Raw genomic sequence first — 20,311 nt, 5'->3', positions numbered from 1 at the left:
ACGGGGCGAGGAGGCATGCGCCGTTCGGGAGTGGTGGGGCGCGCGTCGTTGTCCGTGGCGGACATAGCGACCCGGGCGCGGCCCGCGGGTCCGCGTCGACCGGCCCCGACGGCCGCCGCGGGCACTACATTGGCCGGTGCACGCACGCGGGCGGCCCGGCGGGTCAGGGGGCAGGGGAATCATGGACAGGGACGGCACGTCGTACGAGGCTCGGGGCGCCCACGCCGACCCCGTCCCGCACCCGACCGCCCCGCCGCACCGGGCCGGCCCCCCGCCGCGCCCGGCCGCCCCACCGCCGCTGCCGCCGACCCCGCCCGCGGCGCCGGCGGCGCACCCGGGCCCGGCGACCCCCGACGTCCCGGCCCCGGTGCCTTCCGGCGCGGCCCCGTCCGGCGGCCTCGCCGCACCGGCGGCCCCGCCGCCCGCGCCGCGCCACGCGCCCGCGACGGCCGGGTCCGTCCTCGACTGGCTGCGCACCCCGCGCCCCGAGGCGGAACCGGGGGTGTGGCGGCTGGGCCACCGGCCCCGGCCGGCGGAGGAGCCCGAGCACGTCCCCGCCCGCCGGCTCGTCGCCGGGGCGCTCATCGCGCTGCTGAGCGGCTGGCTGCTGTGGTCCCTGCTGTGGAACGGCTACCTGGGCCACTACTGGCTCTGGCCGCTCGTCGCCTTCACCCCCGACGCCTGGCGCTCCCAGCCGGAGACCTGGGCCACCGCCAGCTACGTGTACTACGCCCTCGTCGGCGGCGGCCTGCTCGTCTTCTTCGCGCGCGTCGGCCACGTCCCGGAGATCTGGCGGCGCTACGCCCGGCGCTCCCGCGCCCGGGCCGCCGCCGTCCCGCCGCCCCGTACCGGCCCCGACCCCGCCGACTGGCCCGAGCTGCGCGCCGCCGGCCTGACCGAGGCGGCCGACCGGCTCGCCGAGGCGACTCGCACCGGCGCCCTCGGCGACGTCGACTACGCCCGGATCCAGCGGGCCTGGCACGGCGTGCGCAGCCACCCCGACCGGCTCGCCGCGTTCACCGACGCGGTACGCGCCCACGGGCCCGCCGCCTGCGCCCACCCCTCGGGCGCGCGCGACCTGCCGGCCCGTACCGCCGTCCACGACCTGGCCACCGGCCAGGTGCGCATCGGCACCGCCGCCGACCACCCGCGCAACCCCTACGGCCGCCGCACCACCGCAGTCGCCCTCGAACCGGCCCTGCTCGGCACCTCCCTCCTCGCGGTCGGTCCCGCCGCGGCGGGCAAGACCGACCGGCTCGTGCGGCCCGTCACCGAGGCGCTGTGCCTCCAGGCGCTCGCCAACCGCGCCGCCGTGGTCGCCGTGACCGCCCAGGGCTCGCCGCTCGCCCCGGACGCGGCGTTCGACGTGGTCATCCCCGTCGGCCGCCCCGGCTCGCGGCACGACCTCGACCTGTACGGCGGCGCGGACGACGCCGACGAGGCGGCCCGTACGCTCGCCGAGGCGCTCGTCGGCGACCTCGTGCCCGACAGCCGCCGCGCCGCGACGGCGCTCGCCCAGCTCATCGGCCCCTACCGGGCCGCGCACGGGCGCTTCCCCGGCGTACCGGAGCTGCGGGAGCTGCTCGGCGGCGATCCGCGGGCCCTCGCCGAGCTGCGGGCCGCCGTCGCCGGCGACCCCGCGCAGCTGCGCGAGGTGGACGCGCGCGCCCGGCAGGCCGAGCGCGGCGACGACGTCGCGGTGCTCCTCGCCGAGCGCGTCGCCTTCCTGGACCGCCCGGCCTTCGCCGGCTCCTTCCGCACCGACGGCGCCGGCCGCCCCTTCTCGCTGCGCGCCATCGAGCACCCGCTGCGCGTCCGCGTCGACCTGCCCGAGCGCGGCCACGCCGAGGCGTCGCGGATCGTGGCCCGGCTGCTGCTCGCCCAGTTCACCGAGGCCGCGCTCGCCCGCGCCGACCGCTCGCTCTTCGCGTGCCTCGTGCTGGACGACGCGACGGACACCGTCACCGCCGACTCCGTGCGCGCCGTGCAGCGGCTGCGCTCCGCCCACGCCGGCGTCGTCCTCGCGCTGCGCACCCTCCAGGACGTGCCCGAGCACCTGCGCGGGCCGCTGCTCGGCGCGGTCGGCTGCCGCATGGCGTTCGCCGGGCTCGCGCCGTGGGACGGCGGCAGGTTCGCCGAGGTCTGGGGCACCGAGTGGGTGCAGACCCGGGACGTCACCAACCGGCAGATCATCTCCGACGAGCCGCTGACCAAGGCGATGCACTTCATGCGCCGCCTGGTGACCGGCCGGGCGGCCACCGCGGAGGCGGTCACCGTGCGCGAGGTGGAGCGGCAGCGCTGGTCGGCGTCGGAGCTGGCGCACGGGGTGCCCGCCGGGCACGCGGTGCTGTCCGTGACGGGCGTCCGGGGGGAGCACGCGCCCCCGGTCCTGGTCGATCTGCGGGGCTGACCGGCGCGCGTCGCAAGCGGCACTGGTACGTCCTGGCACAATTGAGGGGAGCCGTTCATACGGGACGGCGAAATCGGTGAGGAACGGCGAGGAACCCCCTGCCGTCCCTCACGCCCGTCTCCCTCCCGAAGGCCGGCCGGTCCCATGCCGCTCACCCTTGCCTCGCTCGTCCAGCACCCGGCGCTCAAGCTCGTCGTGCGCGCCGGTGCGGAGCGCCTCGACACCCCGGTGCGCTGGGCCCACGTCAGCGAACTCGCCGACCCCGTCCCGTACATGGAGGGCGGCGAGCTGCTGCTCACCACCGCCATGACGCTCGACGCGACGGACGCCGAGGCCATGCGCCGCTACGTCCGCCGGCTCGCCGGGGCGGGGGTGGTGGGTGTGGGCTTCGCCGTCGGCGTGAACCACGACGAGATCCCGCAGGCGCTGCTGGACGCCGCCCACGACGAGGACCTGCCGCTGCTGGAGGTGCCCCGCCGCACCCCCTTCCTCGCCATCGTCAAGGCGGTGTCCGCCGCGCTCGCCGCCGACCAGTACCGGGCGGTGACCGCCGGTTTCGAGGTGCAGCGCGAGCTGACCCGCGCGGCGCTCGCCGAGGGGCCCGGCGCCGTGGTGGCCCGGCTGGCCGCGCACGTCGACGGCTGGGCGGCGCTCTACGACGCCTCCGGTGCCGTCCTGGCCGCCGCCCCCGACTGGGCGGCGCGGCGGGCCGCGCGGCTCACCCCGGACGTCGAGCGGCTGCGCGAGCGGACCGCTCCGGCCAGCGCCGTCGTCGGCGGCACCGAGGACCGGGTGGAGCTCCAGTCGCTCGGCACCGGGCGGCGGGTGCGCGGCGCGCTGGCGGTCGGCACCGGGGCGCCGCTCGGCACGGCGGAGCGGTACGCCGTGCACTCGGCCGTCGCCCTGCTCACCCTCACCACGGAGCGGTCCCGGTCCCTCCAGGCCGCCGAGCAGCGCCTCGGCGCGGCGGTGCTGCGCATGATGCTCGCCGGGCAGCCGGACCACGCCCGGACGGTCGCCGGGGACCTGTACGGCGGGCTCCTCGACGCCCCGTTCCGACTGCTGATCGCCGAGTCCGCCGGCGACGGCGACCCGGCCGGCGAGCCGCCGCTGGCCGTGCTCGCCGACGTGCTGGAGGCGGCCGCCGCGCACGCCGGCGAAGCGGTGCTCACCGTGCCGGAGGGGGACGACCGGCTGGTGGTCCTCGCCGAGGACGGGGGAGCGGTGGTGGCGGCCTGTGCCGCGTACGCGGCGCAGGAGGCCGACGAGGCGGGCGCCCTGGTCGGGCTGTCCGCCCCGGCCGGCCCGATAGCGGCCGGCACCGCGTACAAGCAGGCGGAGCAGGCACTGTCGGTCGCCCGCCGGCGCGGGCGGGCCCTCGTCGAGCACGAGGAGCTGGCGACCGGCTCCCTCCTGCCGCTGCTCGCCGACGACGCGGTCCGGGCCTTCGCCGACGGCCTGCTGCGGGCGCTGTACGAGCACGACGCGACCGGCCGCGGCGACCTCGTCGCCTCGGTCCGCGCGTGGCTCTCCCGGCACGGCCAGTGGGACGCCGCCGCCGCCGACCTCGGCGTGCACCGGCACACGCTCCGGTACCGGATGCGGCGCGTGGAGGAGATCCTCGGCCGCTCCCTGGACGATCCGGACGTCCGCATGGAGCTGTGGCTCGCCCTCAAGACCACCGGTGACCAGCCGCCCCAGCCGCCCAATTGACCGGTTTCGCTCGGTCCGATCGCCCATCCCCTGCCCGGACTCGGGCAAATTCTTTGCCGACCGGTCGGGGGAGTCCCTAATCTCCTGATCATGACAACCGCGCGCATCAGCGGCAGCGTCTGGGCCGCGCTGGCGATCGTGTACCTCGTGTGGGGCTCCACCTACCTCGGCATCCGCGTCACCGTGGAGACCCTGCCGCCCTTCCTCTCCGCCGGCGCGCGCTTCGTCGTCGCCGGCCTCCTGCTCGCCGCGCTGCTCGTCTGGCGCCACGGGCCGTCCGTCCTGCGGGTGACCCGCGCCCAGCTCGCCTCCGCCGCCGTCGTCGGCGTGCTGCTGCTCCTCGGCGGCAACGGCCTCGTCGTGCTCGCCGAGACCTCCGTGCCGTCCGGCCTCGCCGCCCTGCTCGTCGCCGTCATGCCGGCCTGGGTGGTGGTCCTGCGCACCGCCTTCGGCGAACGCCCGGGCCCCCGCGCGTACGCCGGCGTGCTGCTCGGCCTCGCCGGGCTCGCCGTCCTGACCCTGCCGGGGCTCAGCGGCGACGTGCACCTGGGCGGCGTCCTCACCGTCGTCGCCGCCACCCTCATGTGGTCCGCCGGCTCCTTCTCCTCCTCCCGCATCCCGATGCCCCGCAACCCGTTCACCGCGAGCGCGTACGAGATGCTGGCGGGCGGGCTCGCCTGCGCCCTCGTCGGCCTCGCCCGCGGCGAGCAGCGCGGCCTGGACCTGTCGGAGGTCTCCGCCCGCTCCTGGACCGCCCTGGCCTACCTCGTCGTCTTCGGCTCGCTGATCGCGTTCACCGCGTACGCCTGGCTCCTCCAGAGCGCCCCGCTCTCCCTCGTCGCGACCTACGCCTACGTCAACCCCGTCGTCGCCGTCCTCCTCGGCTGGCTGATCCTCGACGAGGCCCTGACCTGGCCCATCGCCGTGGGCGGCGCCGTCGTCGTGGCGGGCGTGTGGCAGATCGTCCGCGCCGAACGCGGCGGCACACCTGCCGAAGCGTCGGACCCGACACCCCGACCACTCCACCAAGGACAAACGCCGGGCCGGCCCACCCGGCCTACCGTGTCCCCTGAGAGCAAGCGCCTGCGCTGAACACCCCCAACTACTGCGAAGGGCCGGGACCGCGATGACCGCCACCCACGCCTTCTGGCTCGCCGGCCGCGAGGCCACCGGCGAGACCACCTTCGACGTCACCTCCCCCTGGGACGGCCACCTCGTCGGCCGGGTGAGCGTGCCCACCGAGGCCCAGGTCGAAGAGGCCGTGGCCGCGGCGCACACCGTCCTCGAAGAGTTCGCCGCGACCCCCGCGCACGTCCGCGCCGCCGCCCTCGACCACGTGTCGAAGCGGCTCGCCGAGCGCACGGAGGAGATCGCCCGACTGATCTCCGCCGAGAACGGCAAGCCGATCAAGTGGGCCCGCGGCGAGGTCGGCCGCGCCGTCTCCGTCTTCCGCTTCGCCGCCGAGGAGGCCCGCCGCTTCAACGGCGGCGAGGCCCAGCGCCTCGACACCGACGCCGGCGGCACCGGCCGCCTCGCCCTGACCCGCCGCTTCCCCAAGGGCGTCGTCCTCGGCATCGCGCCGTTCAACTTCCCGCTGAACCTCTGCGCCCACAAGGTCGCCCCGGCCCTCGCCGTCGGCGCGCCCATCATCCTCAAGCCCGCCCCGGCCACCCCGCTCTCCGCGCTGGTCCTCGGCGAGCTGCTGGCCGAGACGGACCTGCCCGCCGGCTCCTGGTCGGTCCTGCCGGTGGCCAACGACCGCATGCCGGCCCTCGTCCAGGACGAGCGCCTGCCGGTCATCTCCTTCACCGGCTCCGACACGGTCGGCTACGCCATCCAGCAGTCCGTGCCGCACAAGCACTGCACGCTGGAGCTGGGCGGCAACGCCGCGGCCGTCGTCCTCGCCGACTGGTCCTCCGAGGAGGACCTGGACTGGGCGGCGAGCCGCATCGCCACCTTCTCCAACTACCAGGCCGGCCAGTCCTGCATCTCCGTCCAGCGCGTCATCGCCGACGCCGCCGTGTACGACCGGCTCGTCGCCAAGGTCGTCGCCGCCGTCGAGGCGCAGGGCACCGGCGACCCGGCCGACGAGTCCACCGACGTCGGCCCGCTGGTCAGCGAGGACGCCGCCCGGCGCGTGGAGTCCTGGGTCGACGAGGCCGTCGCCGCCGGCGCGACCCTCCTGGCCGGCGGCAAGCGCGAGGGCGCGAGCTACGCCCCGACCGTCGTCGCCGACCTCCCGGCCGACACGACCCTCGCCCGCGAGGAGGTCTTCGGCCCGGTCCTGACCCTCCACAAGGTCGACGGCGAGGCCGCCGCGTTCGCCGCGGTCAACGACTCCAAGTTCGGCCTCCAGGCCGGTGTCTTCACGCACGACGTGCAGACCGCCTTCCGCGCCCACCGCGCGCTGGAGGTGGGCGGCGTGATCGTCGGCGACGTCCCCTCGTACCGCGCCGACCAGATGCCGTACGGCGGCGTCAAGCAGTCCGGCGTCGGCCGCGAGGGCGTGGCCTACGCGATGGACGACTACACCTACGAGCGGGTGCTGGTCCTCACCGGCCTGGCCCTGTAGGCCACCCGCCCCGTCGAGCCGGCGGCCGGAGCCCACTGTGCGGGGGCTCCGGCCGCCTTTTCGTGCCTCTTTGTGACCTGCGAAGATGCCCGATTCTCTGCGTTCCTTCGCGACGGCCCGGGAACACGGTGGGAACACCGGGGTACTCTCCCGCGCCATGGCGAGCATCGTGGAACGGAAGAACAAGGCTGGCGAGGTGACCAGCTACCAGGTGAAGTGGCGTCTTGGTGGGTCAAGGACGGGCGACTGGCAGACCGAACGGTTCGACGACGAGGACTCGGCGAAGGTCTTCAGGAACGCCGTGGAGGAGCACGGTCACGCCTGGCCGCCGGGGTGGGTGAAGGGCGAGGGGTACATCGACGCGGCGGCGGCAGACGAACTCCAGTACCGATTCGACCGGTTCGCGCGAGCGTCCATCGAGAACCGCACAGCGTCCCAGCGGTACAAGAACCAGCGCCTCCGGGCGATCGAGATGTACCTCAACCCCACGTTCGGCAACTGCGATGTGCGGTCACCCGAGCACTTCAGTAAGGCCACCATCGGCGCCTGGGTCAACAAGATGATGACGACCCAGGTCAAGCGCGGAGCCAAGCGGAAGATCATGTCTCCCGAGACACTTCGGGGACTGCACGGCCTGCTGTCCTCGGTACTCAAGGAGGCGACCGTCGCCGAACCGCCGCTGCGCGACCGCAACCCCTGCGACCTCACCAGGCTTCCGTCGCTCGACGACTGGGGCATCGCGGACGACGAGTCCACCGAGCTCCTGGAGTTCATGTCTCCCGAGGAGGTCGCCGGCCTGTGCGAGTGCTTCCCCCGTGCCAGCGACCGGCTGCTCGTGCGAACGGCGTACGGCAGCGGCCTGCGCTGGGGGGAGATCACCGCTCTCGCCCGCAGGCACGCACGCAATCCTGAGACCGACGTCTACCAGCTGCGTGTCACCCGGGCGTGGAAGCGGATCCCCGGGCAGCCGTGGGAGCTGGGTGCGCCCAAGAGCCGGGCGGGCCGGCGCACCGTCGACATCACCCACGGGCTGTGGTGCGAACTCGCCGACTACGGGTTGCTCGACCTGCGGCTGGACGACTTGATCTTCCACGACGGCTCCGGAGGACGCCTGCCGTACAGCACTTTCTACGACCGGTGGACGTCGGCGGTAGCGGAGGCGCATCGGCGCGGCGTCCTGCCGGAGTGGAAGACGCCGACGTTCCACGACGTGCGGCACTCGCACGTGGCGGCGTTGCTGTCGGACGGTCACAGTCTGACCTACGTGCAGCGGCGCCTCGGGCATGAGTCGATCACGACCACCAGCGACAGGTACGGGCACCTGCTGGAGACCGCCCACAAAGCGGCGCTGGTCACCCTCTCGCGAGTCATGAACGTCACGGCGCCGGACTCCGACCAAGGGGCGTCCGCGGTGCCGACAGGGCGAGGCGGGAAGGTGTACGTCGTGGACCTTTCGCGGGTCTACGCCGAAGCGTTCTGGTCGGAGGCGGATGCGCACGCCGTGGCGGAGCAGTGGGCGCTGGACCGCGGGCAGGCGGCCCGGGTCGAGGAGTGCTCCGCGGCGTGGTGGAGCCAGGCGGCCGGAGGGCTGGGCTCGGTCCGCAGCTCCGTTCCGGCCCGCGCGCGGGTGTGGACCGTCGGGCCGGCGTACTACTCGACGGACGGTACCGAGCATGTAGAGACGCCGAGCGATCACACGCCGCGGGAAGTGTGGGCGTGGGAGTGGGAGGGCCTGTTCACCGACGCGACCGGACAGGGCCGCGCGCAGTGGTGTGCGGGAGGTGTCACCGAGGTGGTCGCATGGGGGGTCGATCGAGACCAGGTCCTGGCCGCGTACGAGGAGGCCCGCGCGGAGGCGCTGAGGATCTGCGGGAGCAACCCCCACTCGGGTGTCGACGATGGGGAGCAGCAGGAGACGCCGGCCTGACGGCTATCGCCGGTATCGGGCGGGCTCGATCACCGGTCGGCCCGTAGGCAGCGCCACGGTCCGGAACCGGGAAGAGATGGAAAAGGGGGCCCCGGCGGCGGCGGGGCCCCCTACAGACCGCGGACAGCGCCGCGGAGACAGGGCCTTGAGCGGTCTGGCTTGTCTATGTCAACCCCTCGCAGGTCGGGTACTGCCGGCCGGGCAGAGATCCAGGAGCGGCAGCACGTTGAAGCACACGGCGCCCTTGCTCGGCTGTGGCGACGGTTCCGGTGAGGGATCCGGCGAGGGGTCGGGGATGCTGGTCGGCGGTGCAGAGGAAGGCGGCGGGGCCGTCTGCGTGGGTGGCGTGGTCCCCGGCCGCGGAGCCGGCGGGATGGGCACTTGGCTGCCACCCCTGCCCTGGTCGTTGGCGGAGGGGCCCTGGCCCTTGCGCGCGTGGGCGGCGGTCGGCGTGGGGACGGCCTTCCCCGTCTCCTGGCGCCCCAAGGGGTAGCCAGGAGGCGTGGAGCTGGAGGGCGCGCCGATGCCGTCCGGCGCCGTGTGCATCCCGTCCCGGTGGGTGTGCCCCGGCTGCGGCCTCGCGGGCAGGTTCACCGGGGGAGCCCCCCGGAGCGATGTGGGCGTTCCGCCGCCGGGGGCACCGCTCGCGCGGGTGGGTGCTGCGCCGTCGGTGGTGAGTGCCAGGGTCGCAGCTCCGAAGACGGCTACGGTGACGGCGGCCGCCGTCGCGGTGATGCCTCGGTGACCGGCCCATGCGGCGCTGATGCGGTCACCGAGCCAGACGAGAGCGGCGGCAACACCGCCGCCGCCCGCGTAGAGCTTCATGTGGCGCTTCTTCCGTACGGGACTCGCCGGACCGGGTGCCTCATCCGGTACCGGAGCGAGGTCGGCGGTTGCCGTGGGATCCGCACTACCCGGCTTGGTGTTCAGCGCGGTGGCGATCTTCTGGGCGACGATATCCGCTTTCAGTTGATTGATCTGCTGGGTGTGCCGCACGTTCTCCCGATAAAGGAGAACGATTGCGAGAACTGAGGCTCCGAGCACGCCAGCCAGCAGTACGTCCGGCTCTATGGCCACAATCACCCCTCAAGTTCGGCTTTCAACTTGAGAAATAATTGTGTGCCACAGGCACAATGCGCACGGCATATTACAGGTCGTGACCATTCCGTGACATCAGTCAACCGGCCTGACGGTGCTGTCCTCCTGATGTGTCGTCAGCGGCGGCCGTGCCGGCCGCGCCCAGATTCAGCCGCCTGAATACCTCCGCCTGGGCCTCCGGGGGCAGGGTGGCGAGCAGTTGTGCGATGGCGTCCACCTGCGGGTTCGACTCTGCGAGGCGGCGTGTGCTCTCCTCCAAAATCTCTGCGGCGTCTGCGCGGTCGACTCCGCGCAGCTCCGCAGGAGTGACACCGACTACCCGGGCCATGTCGGCCAGAGTGTCGGCGGGGGCCCTGACCGGGATGAACGTGCCCCCTACCGTCTGGTGGCCCGACAGGATCTGGCGCCACCGAGTCTCGCCCACCTTGGACTCAAGCGCTGCACCACGCACGGTGCGGCGGGTCCTTTGGAGTGCGGTCTTGATGAGCGCGGCCTCGGGTGGGGGCTCGGGGCGCGACCTCGTATTCATGGGCGGCAGCTTGGCAGAACTACGCACTACTTCGCTACTCCGACTTCCCCTGTGGCGGATTCCGCTCTGGTGGCGCGCAGCGGCGCCGCGCGCAGTAGTGGCGCCACTTCCGCGCAGTGCTTGCAGTGTGCGTAGCTACGCGCTACCGTCCATGCATGATCGACCCTCGCAGGAAGCGGCGTCCGTGGGGCGCCCCTTTGGACCACGACCCCGAGGCGGTGAGGATCGCCCGTGAGGAGAGGGGGCTGACGAAGCGCGCAGTGGCGCATCAGTGCGGGTTCTCGGAGCAGCTGATGTGCGACATAGAGGCCGGGCGGCGCAACGCGACGCCGCAGAAGCTCGCCATGCTCGCGTTCCTCTTGGGCCGCTCCGAGGCGGACCTGAGGGCCAAGCCGGAGCCCGAACCGACCGGCAGGGCAGAGCAGTGACGGGCCGACCCCTCTACTGCTCCTGCGAAGCCGTCCAGAACTACGACTACGCGCAGGCCGCCGAGAAGCTGCGGTGCAAGGAACGGTTCCTGCGGGACCGGATCAAGGAACTTCCGCATCAGCGGATGGGCGAGTCGGTCAGCTTCTGCGACTGCGAACTTCGGCTGATCCAGACGCACTTCACGTTCGTGCCCGCCTGGGTCGACGCCCTGTGCAACAAGACCAACGACGAGCCGACTGGCTCGACCATCCCCGCCGCCCAGCCGCTGGCGGCGATCCGACCCGCTCGGGGTCGGAGGACGCGCATCGCGTCGTAGCGGCAACCGGGGCTGCCCGCGCCGTGCAGGGCTCGAACAACCCCGGTCACCAGGCACCTCAACCACCGTGAGAAGAGGCACCGTGACCAGCAACTCTAACCGTCCGGCACCCCCACCACCGGACTCCACGACCGTCCACGACGAGTACCTGGCGGCCAAGGCCGAGGCCATGCGCCTGGTCAACCAGGCGCACCACTTCACCTACGGCGACGGCGCCGACGCGGTCACCGGCGCCGCGCTCGCCGCCGAGGCGCAGGTATACGCGACGCTCGCCGTCGCCGCCGCGACGCTCCACACCGCACCGACCAACGGCCAGAGCACCCCCACGACGGACGCGGTCCAAGTCCGCGCCAAGACCTTGGGGGACATCGCCGCGATGCTCGCCCGGGAGTCCCGCGCCTACCGGTCGACCCGCAGCCCCGAGCACGCGCACAAGGCGGACGCGTTGGACCAGATGGTGACGCGGCTCTCCCGCGACGCCATCCGCGCCGTCACCCCGGGCACCGAGGCGGGCGGTGCCGCCGATGCCTAGCAAGTTCTGCGACGGCGTCGACTGCACGCCGGGCCGCCGCGCCGTCGTCTGCGGCTCGTGCGGCCATCTCCGCGACAACCGGGCGTACGGCTGGTGCGCCGCCTGCGCCCGCCGGTGGGAGCGCGCGGGCCGACCGGCCGGCGGGCCGCCCCCGGTACGCCACGTTGAGCACGACGACGTGGTGGGCACGACGCGCGGGTGGGACCTCCACCGCCGCCGTGGCACCACCCCGTGCCCGCCGTGCCGCGAGGCCCATGCCGCAGACATGCGCGGCCGGTACCACGCCGGCCGGGCGGGGGGTGCGGCATGACGACCGACCCGCTGACCGTGACCACCCTGAACGGGGTGGTCTGGGAGCGCCGCGCGGAGACCGCCGACGGGCGGGGCCTGTACACGTGCGCCGGGGTGCGCGACTGCCCGGCGTTCGTCATGGCGACGCTGTCGGATCTGACCGTTCACGGACTCCGTCCGACGCCGCCACCCCCGGCCCTCGCCGCCGAGGCCCCGGGCCCCGCCCCCACGCAGCAGGACCCGCTGAACGACCGGCTCGCGACACTGGAGAAGGAACGGGCGGGGCTGCTGGCCCTCCTTCCGCGCGACGCGTGCATCACCGAAGGCACCCCCAACGCGCTGGCGGCCGCTGAGGCGGAGTACGGCGCGTGGGAGCTGGTGGCCGGGGTGCTCGGCGTGACGCTGCCCTACGCCTCGTCCGAGCCCCCCATTCCCTTCGCCCTCACCGAGGCCGGGGAGCGGGCCGCCGCCATCGAGCGCGCGGCCGCGCGCCTGCGGGCGGTCTTCGACATGCCCGCCTCGGGGGGTGAGGACCTGTGAGCCGCGAACGCGACCAGGTTCTGAGGCGGGCGGTACTGGCCGACCCGACCAAGGAGTGGACGACGAAGGACGTGCAGGAGCTGTGGCGTGCCACCGGCGTGGACGCACCCCTGCGGGCGACCGCGCGGAAGGCCCTGAGGAGCGAACCCCTGCTTGTCCTCGATGACTCCAACCCGACCAAGCGGGTCCACCGGGCCCGCACGAGCAGCAGCACGGAGGAGCGGCGCCATGGCTGACACCCTCGCCATCGCCCTGCCCGCCGAGGGCGGTCACCCCGACGCGCCGACCGCGCGCCTGATCCTCCCGGCCGACGCGCCCGAAGAGCAGTGGCACGCCGTCCGGCGGGCCGGCCTCGGCGGGTCCAACATCGCGGCTCTCTACGGGCTGGACAAGCGGCATGGGGCGCGCCGCGTGTACGAGGAGAAGAACGGCTACCGCGAGCCGGACAACACCTACACCAAGTGGGGCCGTCGTCTGGAGGCGTCCATCGCGGAGGGGTTCGAAGAGGACTACGGGCTGGCCACGCGGAAGCCTCCCGGCACCTTCGCCCACATCGAACACCCGTGGGCCATCGCGAACGTCGACCGGTTCGTCCTCGACGCGGACGGGCGGGCCGTCGCGCCGCTGGAGTGCAAGAACAAGTCGGAGTACCTGTCCGGCGAGTGGGAGGGCGACGAGCCGCCGGACGGCCCCGCGCTCCAGGCGCACTGGTACATGGCAGTGGGCGGCTGGTCGCACGCCTACGTTGCCGGCCTGATCGGCGGGAACCGGCTCCAGGTGTTCCGTCTGGAGCGGGACGAGGAGCTGATCGAGGAGCTGTTCCGCTACTGCGGCGACTGGTACCAGCGCCACGTCGTCGAGGGGCTACCCCCGGCCGTGGACGGGCTGGAGGCCACGACCGAACTCCTGGCCAGGTTGTGGGAGGTCCAGCCCGCGGAGGTCGTAGAGGTCGATCTCGGCAAGGCGCGCGACCTGCGGGCGCGCCGGGCCGCGCTGTGCGAGCAGATCGAGGCTCTGGAGGCCGAGTTGAACGCGGTTGAGAACGAGATGCGCGACGCGGCCGGGGCCGGGGAGATCGTCAAGGCGGGCGGCCGCCCGGCGTGGAGCTGGAAGCAGAACGGCAACTTCGCCCCGTCCCGGTTCCGCACGGAGCAGCCGGAGTTGGCCGCGAAGTACACACGCCTGGTCGAGGCCATCGACACCGACCGGCTCAAGGAAGACCACCCCAAGATCTACCGCCAGTACCGGGCCCGCGTGCTGCGCGTGCCCGCGAAGGAGCTGTGACGATGTCGCCGACAACCCTGAAGGAACGCGTGCGGGCGGCTGCGGCGGGTGCTTCAGCGCCCGCCCGCCGGGCGGCGGCCGTCGCCCACGACCGCACGGCGGAGGAGCCCGCCGAGCACGAGCACCAGCAGGACGCGGTCGACGCGTCGGTGGAGTGGCTGCGCCGTTACGAGCAGCACTTCGCGGACGCCCTGCCGCAGCACCTCGCCCCGCCGGCGTTCTTCGCGGCCGTACGGGACGTGCTGCCTCACCTGCGTGGCTGCACGCCGGCGAGCGTGCTGCAAGCGCTTCTGACGTGCGCCCGGTTCGGGCTCGTGCCGGACGGGCAGCACGCGGCGGTCGTCGCGGATGAGGGCCGGGCGGTCATGATCCCCATGTACCAGGGGCTCGTCGACCTCATGCACCGGTCGGGGCTCGTGGAGTCGGTTCGCGTCGGGATGATCCACGCGGGTGACGACTGGCGGTATGTGCCGTCGGCGCCCGCGCCGGACGACTTCATGCACGAGCCGCGCGTCGAGTCGCCGAAGAGTCAGCGCGGGGAGCCGATTCTGGCGTACGCGTTCTGCTGGCTGCGGGGCGGTGTCCGATCGCAGGTGATTGTCCTGTCTCGGGAGGACGCCGAAGAGATCCGGGACGAGTACTCCCGCGCGTACCAGCGGGCTCGGGACGCCGGGGAGACCTCCAGCTTCTGGCACACCGACTTCGACGCGATGTGGCTCAAGAGCGCGATCCGGCGGCTGGCGAAGTTGGTGCCGACGTCGGCGGAGCTGCGGGCGCTGGCGGCCGCAGACGACGCCGGGGACGCCGGGCAGGTGCAGGTCCTCCACGCCCCGGACCCGCAGGCCGCCCGTGAAGCGGCCGGCCTGCGGGCGGACGGGGCGCGGGCCCACGCGGCGGCCGAGGGGCCGCAGGAGCCGAGCACCCGGCAGCTGCCCGTGAAGCGGCGCAGCGGCCGGTCGAAGCCGAAGAAGAACCGCGGCGGGCGCCGGGCGCGAGTCGGGCAGGGGAGGGCTGCCGCATGAGCAGCAACCGCGTTCCCTGGTACCGCCGCCGGCTCGTGGGGTTTGACACGGAGACGACCGGCACCGACGTGGAGACGGCGCAGATCGTGACCGCGTCCGTCGTCCACTACGGCGGCGGGCAGCCGACCACCGTCCGCTCCTGGGTGTCCGACCTCGACGGGGCGGAGATCCCGCCGGATGCGACGGCGATTCACGGATGGACGACGGAGGCGGCCCGCGCTCAGGGCCGCCCGGCCGCCGAGGTCGTCGAGGAGATCACCACGACGCTAGCCGAGGCCGCAGACGCGGACCGGCCGGTCGTGGTGATGAACGCCCCGTTCGACCTGACCGTGCTGGACCGTGAGTCGCGGCGGCATGGCGTTAGGCCACTGATCAACCGGGCCGTGCCCCGGGTGGTCGACCCCCGCGTCCTGGACAAGAAGGTCGACCCGTACCGGCGCGGCGGGCGCACCCTGACCGACCTGTGCCGTCACTACGTGGTGGGGCTGGAGAACGCTCACACGGCCGACGCGGACGCGGTCGCCGCGTGCGCCATCGTGTGGAAGCTGGCGATCCGGCACCCGTGGCTGGGGCGCCTCGACCTCGGTGTGCTCCACGAGGACCAGGCTCGGTGGGCGCACCGGCAGGCGGTGAGCCTGCGGGCGCACTTCGAGCGGACCGAAGGCAAGGAGCACCTGGCCGGGACGGTCCGCACGGACTGGCCGCTCATCCCGGCGCCGAGGACCGGCACCCCGTGGTGAGCGACCCGGTCATCGTCGTCACGGCGGCCGCGGTGTGCGCGGCCGCCGTGGCGGCGGCCGCCACCCGCCTCGTCATCCCCGCCCTTCAGGCGCGCCGGGCGACCACCCCGCCGGCGCTGCCCGGCCCTGACGTGATCACCGCGCTCCACGCGGACGGTCAGGTCGACGCCCTCGACTATGCGATCTGCCCGGACCAGGGCCGCAGGACCCCGCACGCCGTGCGTGCGGACGAGTCCCGCCGGTGCTGGGTCTGCGGCTGCGAGACTCCAGGAGCCACCCGATGACCGACACCCTCTGTGGGCCCGAGGCGCTGCGCCCGGCCCAGACCGAGTGCCCGCACTGCCGGTGCTGCACGGCGGCGCTGTGTGAGCGGGGCCGTACCTGCGTGACCGGGTGCGTCGGCGCCGTCGACGCCGAGCACGTGGCCATCGTCGCCGCGTGCCCGTGCACGCAGCCGACCGTACGGGGCACCAGCGCGTGGCGCCTGGACCAGGTCCGCATCGTGCGGCACGCGGTCGACCACCCGATGGCGGCGGAGTCCGAGCGCGTCTTGCGGGCGCTGCTGGGTGAAGAGAGCGTGACCCCCTCGCCGCTGGTGCTGCTGACGCTCCGCGAATGGGAGTACGTGACGGACGAGGGTGGCGTGCTGCGCATCACCGACCGCGGCCGCCGCTACCTGGCCGCGCGCGACGAACCGCGCTTCGCCAGCCAGCTCGTCGTCGAGTCCATCGACCGCAAGAGCCGCACCGCGCGTGTCCGGGTGGACGACTGGCGCGGCGGGGAGGTGACCGTCCTCCTGGACCAGCTGATCGGGGAGACGGATCTCCGCCCGAGTCAGCTGCCGGGCCGTGTCCTGCGGGCGCTCGTGAACGTCACCGCCACCGAGGCGGACGACGTGGTGCTGATGAACGTGCGGGTGGCGGAGCCACTGCCCGACGCGTGGATCGCGGGCCTCCCGGCGGGCGTCGGCACGGCCGTGGGCGGTGCGCGATGACGTGGACGGTTCCGCTGTTCGACGACGTGCCCGAGCCCGCCCGGCCGGACGACACGGCACCCACGGCGGCACCGCTGGAGGCGCCGACGTTCGAGGTGGTCGTCCGGGGCCTGCCCGGCCCGCAGGGCAGCAAGCGCCACGTGGGCAACGGCCGCATGGTCGAGTCCTCCGCGAAGGTCAAGCCGTGGCGGGAGGCCGTCGTCTGGTCTGCCGTCCAGGCCCGGCGGGCCATCAAGGGCTCGCCGACCCTGGACGGGCCACTCGCGGCGGAGATGGTGTTCTGCTTCGCCCGCCCGCGGGGCCACTTCGGCACCGGCCGGAACGCCGGGCGGCTACGGCCGTCGGCGCCGGCGCGACCAGCCGTCACACCGGACCTGTCCAAACTGGCCCGGTCCACCGAGGACGCGCTGACGACCGCCGCGGTGAACGCGGACGACGCGCTGATCGTGGAGTACCGGCGGCTCGGGAAGTGGTACGTGACCGACCACGGCCTGGTCGACGGCGTGCTGGACGGCCCCGGCTGCACGATCCGCCTGTGGCGCCTGAACCGTGGGGCGGTGGGCGCATGACGACCCTGGAGGAGATCGCCCGCGAGCTCGACGCCCAGGTGTCGAACTGCGCGGTGGCCCGGCGCGTCGGCTGCTCCCCGGAGCGAGTGCGGCGAGTGCGGGCCGTGGTCGGCCTGCCCGCCTATCGGCGCGGGCACCGGCCGGCCTTCGAGACGCTGGAGGAGGCGTACACCGCGCGCGTCCTCGCGGTTGAGGACGGACACGTTGAGTGGACGGGGCCGGTGTCGGAGTACGGAACTCCGCTGGTGCGCCTCGGCACGCAGACCACGACCGCCTACCGGGTCGCGTTCCGCGCACATCACGGGCGGGACGCGGAGGGCCGCACGGTGCCGGTGTGCGGCTACCCCCACTGTGTGGCCGGTGGCCACCTGGAGGACCGCGTTATGCGGGAGCGCCGGGAGAGCCGCGGCCTGATCACCGACCCGCCGGCGGGCGCCACGTGGCACCGGGACGTCGACCTCGTCGCGGTGGACCGGGCGGTGCGCGGCGATTCGCCGCGGCCGGAGCTGACGGAGCGGGAGCAGCGGTACGCCGTGGTCGTGATGACGCGGGCCGGGTACAGCGGTGAGGCCATCGCCGGTCGGCTGGGCATCTTGGAGCGGACCGTCGTGCGGTGGCGCGCCCATGCCGGGCTGAGCGAACCGGGACCGGGGATAGGCCAGTGATCGCGTTCGGAGTGCTGCTGACCGTCGGTGCCTTCGTCGGCGCCGTCGTGGACTCGGCGCCCGTATGGGGTCCGGTCCTCTTGGCCGCAGCCGTCGCCCTGGGGTGGTGGCGGCTGCGGCCCACCGGCCGCCATCGCGGTGCCCGCATCTCCGTCCGGACGCGTGTCCGCACAGACACGGGGACCGGCCCATCGTCCTCCGCACCTCACCCGATGACCTGCGCGGACACGTGTCCGGACACGTCCACCGCGCCCCGACTGGAGCACTGCGACGCAAGGAGCGATGATCATGCCCCGCATACCCCGACCGACTGACCACACCTCCCTGCCCCGGGCCCGCCACTGGTCGGACGACGCGGCCTGCGTCGGCGCGGACACCGCCGTGTTCTTCCCCGTTAGCAAGGGGGGAGCACCGGTCTCCATGGAGTCTGCCCACGCGAAGAGCTTCTGTGACGGGTGTCAGGTTCGCTCCGCGTGCCTGGCGCACGCCTTGGACCGCGGTGAGCAGTACGGCGTATGGGGCGGCACGGACGAGACCGAGCGCGCCAAGCTGCGCGAGCAGACCCGTCGAGCTGCCGACAAGGAGCGCCGCCAGCGTCAGAAGGCGCGAGCCGATGCCTCCCCGACGGCGTAAGCCACCCCCGGAACCTTCGCCTAACGGACTCGACTGGACCACTCCACGGCACTGGTCCGACCAAGCCGATGACTCATCCGGCTGCGCCACCCCGCCCGCGACGGGGTGGCCGCCGGACGTTCCGAACGAGAAGAGGGCAGATGCGTAGACGCTCCGTCTGCTCCGACTGCGGCCACGAGGTGCTGTGGACGGTCACAGCTGCGGGGAAGCGGCTCGCGGTCGACCCGACACCCGACCCGTCGGGTAACACCGCTGTGGTCCGTGACGGGCTCGGCGCGTACCGGTCCCGCCGACCCACGGACGAACTGCCCCCGATGGGCTACGAGCGGCTGCACGTCCCGCACATCGCCACCTGTCAGGGCCGGAGGCCGACGCCCGCCGAGCTGCCGCCCGGTGTGACCGACCTGGCCGCGTACCGCCTCAAGGCACGGGGACGACCGTGAGCCAGCCCCCCGGCCCGCTCTCTGGCCTGTCACACCCCCTCCCTCAGCCTCTTGGCCGCCCCTCTACGCATGACCGAGAAGAGAAGCCGTGAACGAGCAGGACGGCAGCGGTCGCACGCCCGGCTGCGCGCCGCACGAGTTCGGCAACGTCCTCGCCTGGAAGTGGACGCGAGAAATGCCGCCGAGCCTCAAGGGCGGGTTCCTGACGCTGCTGTACGCGATCCGGGCGATGGCCGCCGCGAGCGGTGAGCTGCGATTCTCCGGCGATGGGAAACCAATCCGGATCCAGGACATCGCGAGGGCCGCCGGGTGCCGGGAAAAGGACGCTCGGCGCTACCTGGACGCCGCGATCCTGGCCGGCGTCGTGGTGGCCATCGGCGAACGCCGCCGTGGCAAGCCGACTCTGTACGCCCTGGTGTTGTGCCCTTGGCCGACGTGGGCGGCGGCGGTCGACCACCTCAAGTCGACGGCCCGACCCCGCAGGTCCGACGACCCGGGTTCGGGCCACAGCGGCCCGAACCCAGGTGTCACAGGTTCGGGCCACGGCGGCCCGAACTCCGGTGACGATGTTCGGGCCACGGAGGCCCGAACTGAGCGGGAAGCGGTTCGGGCCACAGCGGCCCGTATCGGTTCGGGCCCCAGCGGCCCGAACGGTTCGGGCCGCAGCGGCCCGAATAACCCAGGAAGTACCCAGGTACTACCCCAAGAGGTGGCTGGTGTAGTACCTCAGCCACAGGAGCGCGCGGGCGAAGAGGCCGAAGACGATTCGCTCCAGCAGCACGAGGTGACCCAGCCCGCTGCGCGGCCGGGCGGACTCGAAACCGACCCTGCTGCCCGGTTCTGCTCCTGCGGTCAGCGGATCGTTCGCCAGGACCGGAACCGCTGCGGCGGCTGCCTCAAGCGGGAGGCCGAGGAGCAGAAGGCCGGCAAGCGGGAGCGAGACGCCCAGAAGCCAGTGCAAGGGGCGTTCCTGCTGCCGCTGGCCGGTGGAGGCCAGGGAACCCCGCAGAGCCGCTGTGAGCGCCCCCAGCGGCCCCAGGACGACCCGCTCGCGCCGGTGCGGGTCTGCGGCTGCGGTCGTGAGTACCGGCTGCGGCACTCCGACCGCTGTTCCGACTGCGTGTTCGCTGCCGAGGAGCAGCAGATCGCCCTGAACGTTGTGAGCAACGCGTGAACCTGGACTTTCTGCCCCCGCTAGCCGCATCGCTCCGGACCCTGGGCGCGTTCGCCACCCGGCACGAGGTGAACGACGGCACCCTCGCCGAGATCGCCGCTGAGCTGGACCGGGCCCGCTCCCTCGTCGCGTCTGCCCGGGGCACCGCGCGGGCGAATCGGTGCACCCGGCACCCTGGCGGGCCGGTCGACCCGGATGTCGACACCGGCTGCCTGCTCTGCGGCCAAGCGCTCCGGCGCCGCGCCCGCGAACTGCCCGCCGACTTCGCACCCGGCGAGGTGCTGCGGTTCCTCGAGGAGCACGGCCACGAGGCGGCCACCGCGCGGTACGGGCCGCGAGCGGTCACGCACGCGCTCGGTATCGCCGGCCGACACCCCTCCCACCGGCGGCCGGTCGTCCCGGCTCCCAACACCGAAGGAGAGAACTGATC

24 protein-coding genes are annotated in these 20,311 nt (G+C 73.7%); 22 read left to right on the top strand and 2 right to left on the bottom strand.

All coding sequences use genetic code 11. The features are described from left to right. Nucleotides 1–181 precede the first annotated feature (181 nt). The 5 genes from LPA54_RS12320 (at nucleotide 182) to LPA54_RS12300 (ending at nucleotide 8,622) form a co-directional block, all read left to right on the top strand. Complete coding sequence (locus tag LPA54_RS12320; protein WP_228976762.1) at nucleotides 182–2,410, top strand: ATP-binding protein; 2,229 nt, start codon at nucleotides 182–184, stop codon at nucleotides 2,408–2,410. 144 nt (nucleotides 2,411–2,554) lie between these two features. Beyond that, entirely contained in the window at nucleotides 2,555–4,123 is a 1,569-nt protein-coding gene (locus LPA54_RS12315) for a PucR family transcriptional regulator (protein ID WP_228976760.1), read from the top strand. A 90-nt stretch (nucleotides 4,124–4,213) separates the two neighbouring features. After that, nucleotides 4,214–5,215 carry an EamA family transporter gene (locus LPA54_RS12310; RefSeq protein WP_228976758.1) on the top strand — a complete coding sequence of 334 codons (1,002 nt, stop codon included), beginning with the start codon at nucleotides 4,214–4,216 and terminating at the stop codon, nucleotides 5,213–5,215. A gap of 34 nt (nucleotides 5,216–5,249) precedes the next feature. Continuing rightward, a complete protein-coding gene (locus LPA54_RS12305) occupies nucleotides 5,250–6,695 on the top strand; it encodes an aldehyde dehydrogenase family protein (protein WP_228976756.1) in 1,446 nt (481 codons plus the stop codon). Nucleotides 6,696–6,852: 157 nt separating this feature from the next. Then, nucleotides 6,853–8,622 carry a site-specific integrase gene (locus tag LPA54_RS12300; RefSeq protein WP_228976754.1) on the top strand — a complete coding sequence of 590 codons (1,770 nt, stop codon included), beginning with the start codon at nucleotides 6,853–6,855 and terminating at the stop codon, nucleotides 8,620–8,622. Between the two features lie 168 nt (nucleotides 8,623–8,790). Here the strand turns inward: LPA54_RS12300 and LPA54_RS12295 are convergent, their stop codons facing one another. Further along, nucleotides 8,791–9,699 (bottom strand): hypothetical protein, encoded by a 909-nt coding sequence (locus tag LPA54_RS12295; protein ID WP_228976753.1) that lies wholly within the window; start codon nucleotides 9,697–9,699, stop codon nucleotides 8,791–8,793. A gap of 100 nt (nucleotides 9,700–9,799) precedes the next feature. Beyond that, nucleotides 9,800–10,249: a hypothetical protein gene (locus LPA54_RS12290; protein WP_228976751.1), complete on the bottom strand. Its 450-nt coding sequence runs from the start codon at nucleotides 10,247–10,249 to the stop codon at nucleotides 9,800–9,802. Nucleotides 10,250–10,404: 155 nt separating this feature from the next. Between LPA54_RS12290 and LPA54_RS12285 the strand changes: the two genes are divergently transcribed. The 17 genes from LPA54_RS12285 to LPA54_RS12205 all read left to right on the top strand — a co-directional run bounded on the left by LPA54_RS12285 (nucleotide 10,405) and on the right by LPA54_RS12205 (nucleotide 20,309). Continuing rightward, the gene (locus LPA54_RS12285; RefSeq protein ID WP_228976750.1) at nucleotides 10,405–10,677 is read left to right on the top strand and encodes a helix-turn-helix domain-containing protein; all 273 of its coding nucleotides are present in this window, start codon (nucleotides 10,405–10,407) and stop codon (nucleotides 10,675–10,677) included. Further along, nucleotides 10,674–10,994, top strand: coding sequence for a hypothetical protein (locus LPA54_RS12280; RefSeq protein ID WP_228976749.1), 321 nt, complete (start codon nucleotides 10,674–10,676; stop codon nucleotides 10,992–10,994). The genes LPA54_RS12285 and LPA54_RS12280 overlap by 4 nt, the downstream gene beginning before the upstream one ends. 82 nt (nucleotides 10,995–11,076) lie before the next feature. Then, nucleotides 11,077–11,526 carry a hypothetical protein gene (locus LPA54_RS12275; protein WP_228976748.1) on the top strand — a complete coding sequence of 150 codons (450 nt, stop codon included), beginning with the start codon at nucleotides 11,077–11,079 and terminating at the stop codon, nucleotides 11,524–11,526. Further along, nucleotides 11,519–11,836: a hypothetical protein gene (locus LPA54_RS12270; protein ID WP_228976747.1), complete on the top strand. Its 318-nt coding sequence runs from the start codon at nucleotides 11,519–11,521 to the stop codon at nucleotides 11,834–11,836. Before LPA54_RS12275 ends, LPA54_RS12270 begins: the two co-directional genes overlap by 8 nt. Next, nucleotides 11,833–12,357 (top strand): hypothetical protein, encoded by a 525-nt coding sequence (locus LPA54_RS12265; protein ID WP_228976745.1) that lies wholly within the window; start codon nucleotides 11,833–11,835, stop codon nucleotides 12,355–12,357. Before LPA54_RS12270 ends, LPA54_RS12265 begins: the two co-directional genes overlap by 4 nt. Next, nucleotides 12,354–12,593: a hypothetical protein gene (locus tag LPA54_RS12260; RefSeq protein ID WP_228976743.1), complete on the top strand. Its 240-nt coding sequence runs from the start codon at nucleotides 12,354–12,356 to the stop codon at nucleotides 12,591–12,593. Before LPA54_RS12265 ends, LPA54_RS12260 begins: the two co-directional genes overlap by 4 nt. After that, a complete protein-coding gene (locus LPA54_RS12255; RefSeq protein WP_228976741.1) occupies nucleotides 12,586–13,641 on the top strand; it encodes a YqaJ viral recombinase family protein in 1,056 nt (351 codons plus the stop codon). The genes LPA54_RS12260 and LPA54_RS12255 overlap by 8 nt, the downstream gene beginning before the upstream one ends. A gap of 2 nt (nucleotides 13,642–13,643) precedes the next feature. Next, nucleotides 13,644–14,663 carry a RecT family recombinase gene (locus tag LPA54_RS12250; RefSeq protein ID WP_228976739.1) on the top strand — a complete coding sequence of 340 codons (1,020 nt, stop codon included), beginning with the start codon at nucleotides 13,644–13,646 and terminating at the stop codon, nucleotides 14,661–14,663. After that, nucleotides 14,660–15,403 carry an exonuclease domain-containing protein gene (locus LPA54_RS12245; RefSeq protein WP_228976736.1) on the top strand — a complete coding sequence of 248 codons (744 nt, stop codon included), beginning with the start codon at nucleotides 14,660–14,662 and terminating at the stop codon, nucleotides 15,401–15,403. The genes LPA54_RS12250 and LPA54_RS12245 overlap by 4 nt, the downstream gene beginning before the upstream one ends. Further along, on the top strand, nucleotides 15,397–15,687 hold the full coding sequence (locus tag LPA54_RS12240; protein ID WP_228976735.1) for a hypothetical protein: 291 nt from the start codon (nucleotides 15,397–15,399) through the stop codon (nucleotides 15,685–15,687). The genes LPA54_RS12245 and LPA54_RS12240 overlap by 7 nt, the downstream gene beginning before the upstream one ends. Continuing rightward, nucleotides 15,684–16,397 (top strand): hypothetical protein, encoded by a 714-nt coding sequence (locus LPA54_RS12235; RefSeq protein WP_228976733.1) that lies wholly within the window; start codon nucleotides 15,684–15,686, stop codon nucleotides 16,395–16,397. Before LPA54_RS12240 ends, LPA54_RS12235 begins: the two co-directional genes overlap by 4 nt. After that, nucleotides 16,394–16,966: a RusA family crossover junction endodeoxyribonuclease gene (locus tag LPA54_RS12230; protein ID WP_228976726.1), complete on the top strand. Its 573-nt coding sequence runs from the start codon at nucleotides 16,394–16,396 to the stop codon at nucleotides 16,964–16,966. Before LPA54_RS12235 ends, LPA54_RS12230 begins: the two co-directional genes overlap by 4 nt. After that, nucleotides 16,963–17,631 carry a helix-turn-helix domain-containing protein gene (locus LPA54_RS12225; RefSeq protein ID WP_228976724.1) on the top strand — a complete coding sequence of 223 codons (669 nt, stop codon included), beginning with the start codon at nucleotides 16,963–16,965 and terminating at the stop codon, nucleotides 17,629–17,631. The genes LPA54_RS12230 and LPA54_RS12225 overlap by 4 nt, the downstream gene beginning before the upstream one ends. A 282-nt stretch (nucleotides 17,632–17,913) precedes the next feature. Beyond that, the gene (locus tag LPA54_RS12220; RefSeq protein WP_306806493.1) at nucleotides 17,914–18,264 is read left to right on the top strand and encodes a WhiB family transcriptional regulator; all 351 of its coding nucleotides are present in this window, start codon (nucleotides 17,914–17,916) and stop codon (nucleotides 18,262–18,264) included. Nucleotides 18,265–18,404: 140 nt separating this feature from the next. Continuing rightward, on the top strand, nucleotides 18,405–18,707 hold the full coding sequence (locus tag LPA54_RS12215; protein ID WP_228976722.1) for a hypothetical protein: 303 nt from the start codon (nucleotides 18,405–18,407) through the stop codon (nucleotides 18,705–18,707). 88 nt (nucleotides 18,708–18,795) lie between these two features. Next, nucleotides 18,796–19,881 (top strand): hypothetical protein, encoded by a 1,086-nt coding sequence (locus tag LPA54_RS12210; RefSeq protein WP_228976720.1) that lies wholly within the window; start codon nucleotides 18,796–18,798, stop codon nucleotides 19,879–19,881. Continuing rightward, complete coding sequence (locus LPA54_RS12205) at nucleotides 19,878–20,309, top strand: hypothetical protein (protein ID WP_228976718.1); 432 nt, start codon at nucleotides 19,878–19,880, stop codon at nucleotides 20,307–20,309. The genes LPA54_RS12210 and LPA54_RS12205 overlap by 4 nt, the downstream gene beginning before the upstream one ends. The last annotated feature ends 2 nt before the right edge of the window (nucleotides 20,310–20,311 follow it).

This window comes from Streptomyces sp. DH12 (genome assembly GCF_020873895.1).
Lineage (GTDB): Bacteria > Actinomycetota > Actinomycetes > Streptomycetales > Streptomycetaceae > Streptomyces.
Note: the sequence above shows the minus strand (reverse complement) of the source record. Positions and strands in the feature narration are given on the sequence as shown.